Here is a 4,983-nt window from a genome sequence, read left to right on the forward strand (position 1 = left end):
ACGGCGGCGCCCTCGCGGACGCCGGCGGGAGTCCGCGCGCGCCAGTGCCCGCGGCGCCGCTCCAGGTGCGACACCGGCGCGTCGCAGTGCGTCTCCACGCCGAGGCGCGCCAGTTCGTGGCGCAGCACGTCGAGCACCGCCGCGGCCTGGCCGGAGCGGGGGAAGATCTTGCCCGCCTCCTCCTCGCGCGCCTCGATGCCGAGTTCCGCGAAGAAGCGCAGCGTCTCGGCGAGGCCGAACGCTGCGAGCGCCGCGCCGGCAAAGGCGGGGTTCTCGCCGTGGTAGCGTCCCGGCTCGAGGCGGGCGTTCGCCAGGTTGCAGCGGCCGTTGCCGGTCACCAGCAGCTTCTTGCCCACCCGCGGCATGCGCTCGAGCAGCGCCACGGCCGCCCCGAGCCGCGCGGCCGCGATGGCCGCGACCATCCCGGCGGCGCCGCCGCCGACGACGATCACCCCGCGGCGCGCTTCCACGGTCTCAGCGCTGCCGGGCGACGTAGAACGTCAGGACGCACCCGGCGGTGAGCAGCGCGGTCGCCACCCAGAAGAGGGGGATGTGCCAGGGCGAGCCCTGCAGCGCGACGAGGTCGAAGGTGAAGAGCACGACCCCGAGGTGCAGCAGGGAGGAGCCGGCGCGCAGCGCCAGCCCCTGGCCGGCGAAGTGCAGGCGGGCGCCGCCGAGCACGAGGACGAGGATCGCGGCCTGGAGCGTCGCCGAGAGCGCGAGCACGAGGCCGAGCCCGAAGCGCACGCCGCCGAAGGGGATCGCGACCGCGCCGGCGGCGAGCACCGTCGCGGAGTAGGCGAGCAGGGCGCGGCGCGAGAGCAGTCGCTTGGGGATGCAGAGGACGAGCCAGACGATGAGGAGGACGACGAACGGCGAGGCGAGGCGGTTCATCATCTCCTGGAACGCCGGCACCGACCAGTCCGGCGCCAGGGCGTGGGACTGGTAGCGGAACATGCCCCAGAGGGCGAGGACGCCGAAGCTCGCGAGCGTCGCCGCCGTCAGCAGCACGAGCGCGAGGTCCCAGGAGACGGGTCGCTGCGCGCGCGTCGATGTCTGCGTCTCGTTCACCGTGGCCTCCGTTGCCGGGTCGGGCCGCGATCCGGCCGCACCTGCCCGGTGGTGGCTGGGCCGCCGTGACCGCGCCCGCGGGGGCGGGACGGTGCCGTGCGGCCGCCTCGCTCCGCGCTCGACCGCAGCCTGTCCGGTCCTGCGCTCGAAACCTGTAACTCGCCCCTGCGGGGCTCAGACAACAGGTTTCGCCCCTGGCGGGGCCGCTCCGGCCCGGCCGCTGCGGTTCCCTCGCGCTCCGCTATGCGTCCGCCCGTCACCGCCCCGCCCCCGCTCTGTGACATGCCAGCCTCGTGATCAGGGCCACGGCCTGGGGGTGCCTGTGAACGGCCATAATGCGCCGGCCGCGTGCTGTGTCGGCTGAGTGTGGCCGGCGCATTGGCAGTCGAGCAGCTGATGAGTGCCCTCGCGGACTGAGGGGTGCAGGGCGAGACGGAAGTGAACAGGCACCCCCAGGCCGTGGCCCGGCACTGGAACGGCATGCTCAAGCGAGCACGTTCAACGAGCGCCGAGAGCGGTTGGCATTCCATCGTCGGTGTGCCTACTGGAACGTATGCTCGCCGGGGAAGTACCACGACATGAAGTAGGTGAAGACCAGCGAGAGGTAGCAGACGATGCCCAGCCACGCGTGGAGGAACCAGACACGGCGGCGGTGCACGTAGATGCGCGTGTGCAGGAACGCCGAGTAGAGCAGCCACATCATGATCGACGCCGCGATCTTCGGGTCCCACCACCAGTTCGGCCCCCACGCCTGCAGCGCCCAGGGATAGCCGACGAGCATGCCGACCGTCAGCAGCAGGTACCCGAGCTTCGCGTAGACGTAGGCCTCCCGCTCCTGCTCGCGCCGCGCCGAGAAGAGCATGAAGACGCACGCGGCGAACGTCACCGTCAGCAGCGCGTAGGCGGCGAAGAGCATCGGCGGGTGCACCCACATGTACGCGGCGTTGTAGTAGAAGAGCATCCGCGGGTAGAGCTTGAAGAAGAGCCCGACCTGCTGCCCCACGCTCAGGCCCCCGGCGAACCAGGGCGCGACCTCGCCGCGGAACTGCGCCAGCGGCTCCGTGAACGGCTTCGCGAACAGCACGACGCCGGCGAGGTACACGATCAGGCCGGCGTACAGCGCCGTGCGGAAGGGGCGCGCCGCGCGCCGCGCGAACGGATAGAAGAGCGCCACCGCGTAGACCAGCGCCCAGACGAAGAACTTCTCCCCCTCGATCCAGAGCGGGATGGCGTAGCGCGGCGGGCGCGCCCAGTCGACGGGCGGGAGGCTCGCGCGCCCCGCCTGGGCCATCGCCTCGAGCTGCGCGTTGAGCCAGGTCCCGACGCGCGGGTCCAGCGCCAGCGGCAGGTCGTTCCAGATGCGCCAGTGGTACCAGGCGAGCAGGCCGAACGAGGCGACGAGCGTGCCGATCACCGCGGCGAGCAGCCAGCCCTCGGTGCGGTCCGGGCCTTCAGCCGCCGCGCCGGGCCGGCGCAGCAGCAGCGGGCGCGCGGTGCGCGCCAGCAGCGTCAGGCCGGCGAGCACCGCCGCGCCGAGCAGCCACGGCCCGACCCGCTCGAGCAGGGCCGTGGCGGCCTCGAAGCGCGGCGGGAACATCGCGGCGCGGTCAGATCCGCCGGAAGGCCCCGACGCCGGGGAAGCGCGCCGCCTCGCCGAGCTGCTCCTCGATCCGCAGCAGCTGGTTGTACTTGGCGATGCGGTCCGAGCGCGAGATCGAGCCGGTCTTGATCTGGCCGGTGCCGAGCGCGACCGCCAGGTCGGCGATCGTCGCGTCCTCGGTCTCGCCGGAGCGGTGCGACATCACGGCGGTGTAGCCGGCGCGGTGCGCCATCTCGACGGCCTCGATGGTCTCGGTCAGGGTGCCGATCTGGTTGAGCTTGATGAGGATCGAGTTGCCGACCCCCTTGGCGATCCCCTCGGCGAGGATCTTCGTGTTCGTGACGAACAGGTCGTCGCCGACGAGCTGGACCCTGGCGCCGAGCGCGTCGGTGAGCGCCTTCCAGCCCTTCCAGTCCCCCTCGGCCAGGCCGTCCTCGATCGAGACGACCGGGTACTTCTTCGCGAGCGAGGCGTAGTAGGCGATCATATCGGCGGAGGTGCGCCGTGCGCTGTTCTCGGCCTTGAGCTCGTAGAGGCCGGGCTTCGTCATGAACTCGCTGGCCGCGCAGTCGAGGCCGAGGAAGAGGTCCTTCCCCGGCTTCGCGCCCGCGAGACGCGCCGCCTCGAGGATCAGCTCGAGCGCCTCCTCGTTGCTCCGGAGGCTCGGCGCGAAGCCGCCCTCGTCGCCGACCGCGGTCACGAGGCCGCGCTTCTTGAGCAGCCCCTTGAGCGAGTGGAAGACCTCCGCGCCCGTGCGCAGCGCCTCGGCGAAGCTCGCGGCGCCCGCGGGGATGATCATGAACTCCTGGATGTCGAGGTTGTTGTCGGCGTGCGCGCCGCCGTTGACGACGTTCATCATCGGCACGGGCAGCGTGCGCGCGTTGACGCCGCCGACGTACTGGTACAGCGGCAGCCCCGCCTCCTCGGCGGCGGCCTTGGCGACCGCGACCGAGACGCCGAGGATCGCGTTCGCGCCGAGCTTCTTCTTGGTCTCGGTGCCGTCGAGGCGGATCAGCGTCCCGTCGACGTAGGCCTGGTCGTGCGCCTCGAGGCCGACGATCTCGGGGCCGAGCACGCCGTTGACGTTGTCGACGGCCTTGCGCACGCCCTTGCCGCCGTAGCGCTTCTTGTCGCCGTCGCGCAGCTCCAGGGCCTCGCGCGTGCCGGTGGAGGCGCCGGAGGGCACGGCGAAGCGCCCCCACGCGCCGCTCTCGAGGGCGACCTCCACCTCGACGGTGGGGTTGCCACGGGAATCGAGGATCTCACGGGCCAGGACGTCGACGATCTCGGACATGGCGCACTCCCTCCGGTTGTGGCTCACGCGGACCTGCGGTACCGGGGGAAGGTACCACAGATCGCGCCCCCCGGGGGAGGTGCGCCCGGCCGCGCCACCTGAGCGAGTCCTTCTCCGGCCGGCGCTCGCCCGGTCGCGATTCCACGTATAATTCCCGGATGACGAAAAAGCGCGAGCGCCTCTACCTCATCGACGGGAACTCCTACGTCTACCGGGCGTTCCACGCCATCCGGCACCTCGCCAACTCGAAGGGCTTCCCGACGAACGCCGTGTACGGCTTCACGGCGATGCTCATGAAGATCGTGCGCGAGGAGAAGCCGGACTACCTGGCGGTGGCCTTCGACTCCAAGGGGCCGACGACGCGGCACACGTACTACCCGCAGTACAAGGCGACGCGGCCGCCGATGCCGGAGGGGCTGGTGCCGCAGGTGCCGATCATCTGGGACCTGGTGCGCGCCTTCCGCATCCCGGTGCTCCAGCAGCAGGGGATCGAGGCGGACGACCTGCTCGCGGCGGCGACGCGCGAGGGCCTCGGCCACCACCTCGACGTCGTGCTCGTCAGCGGCGACAAGGACCTGCTGCAGCTGGTCTCGCCGCACGTCAGCGTGCTCGACACGATGAAGGAGCAGCGCTGGACGCCGGAGCAGGTCGAGAAGCGCTACGGCATCCCGCCCGGGGAGCTGGTCGAGATGATGGCGCTCATGGGGGACGCGACCGACAACGTCCCCGGCGTGCGCGGCGTCGGCGAGAAGACCGCGCTCGAGCTGGTGAAGCAGTTCGGCACGCTGGAGGAGCTGTACGCGCGCCTCGGCGAGGTCAAGGGGGAGGCGCGAAAGAAGGTGCTCGAGGCCGGGCGGGACGGCGCCTTCCTCTCGCGGCGGCTCGTCACGCTCGACCCGGACGTGGCGGTCACGATCGACCTGGAGGCGTTGCGCCCGCGCGAGCCGGACGCCGCGGCGGCGCTGGCGATCTTCCGGGAGATGGAGTTCGCGAAGTTCGTCCGCGAGCTGACGCCCCC

5 protein-coding genes are annotated in these 4,983 nt (G+C 71.7%); 1 reads left to right on the forward strand and 4 read right to left on the reverse strand.

Features of this window, described 5'->3' with window-relative positions; all coding sequences use genetic code 11:
• The 4 genes from VI078_14175 to eno all read right to left on the reverse strand — a co-directional run.
• Positions 1–470: NAD(P)/FAD-dependent oxidoreductase (locus VI078_14175; protein ID HEY6000431.1), on the reverse strand; the 470-nt coding region annotated here is incomplete at its 3' end.
• A gap of 4 nt (positions 471–474) precedes the next feature.
• On the reverse strand, positions 475–1,071 hold the full coding sequence (locus VI078_14180) for a hypothetical protein (protein HEY6000432.1): 597 nt from the start codon (positions 1,069–1,071) through the stop codon (positions 475–477).
• Between the two features lie 541 nt (positions 1,072–1,612).
• Positions 1,613–2,668 carry a cytochrome c biogenesis protein CcsA gene (gene ccsA / locus VI078_14185; protein ID HEY6000433.1) on the reverse strand — a complete coding sequence of 352 codons (1,056 nt, stop codon included), beginning with the start codon at positions 2,666–2,668 and terminating at the stop codon, positions 1,613–1,615.
• Between the two features lie 10 nt (positions 2,669–2,678).
• On the reverse strand, positions 2,679–3,965 hold the full coding sequence (gene eno, locus VI078_14190) for a phosphopyruvate hydratase (GenBank protein ID HEY6000434.1): 1,287 nt from the start codon (positions 3,963–3,965) through the stop codon (positions 2,679–2,681).
• 158 nt (positions 3,966–4,123) lie between these two features.
• Between eno and VI078_14195 the strand changes: the two genes are divergently transcribed.
• A partial coding sequence (locus tag VI078_14195; GenBank protein ID HEY6000435.1) for a 5'-3' exonuclease H3TH domain-containing protein occupies positions 4,124–4,983 on the forward strand: 860 nt, incomplete at its 3' end.

This window comes from bacterium (assembly GCA_036524115.1).
Taxonomy (GTDB): domain Bacteria; phylum JAUVQV01; class JAUVQV01; order JAUVQV01; family DATDCY01; genus DATDCY01.

Bases quoted from the DNA above. Each gene is read 5' to 3' on its own strand.
- eno (HEY6000434.1), bottom strand. From the start codon at position 3,965: ATGTCCGAGATCGTCGACGTCCTGGCCCGTGAGATCCTCGATTCCCGT.
- ccsA (HEY6000433.1), bottom strand. From the start codon at position 2,668: ATGTTCCCGCCGCGCTTCGAGGCCGCCACGGCCCTGCTCGAGCGGGTC.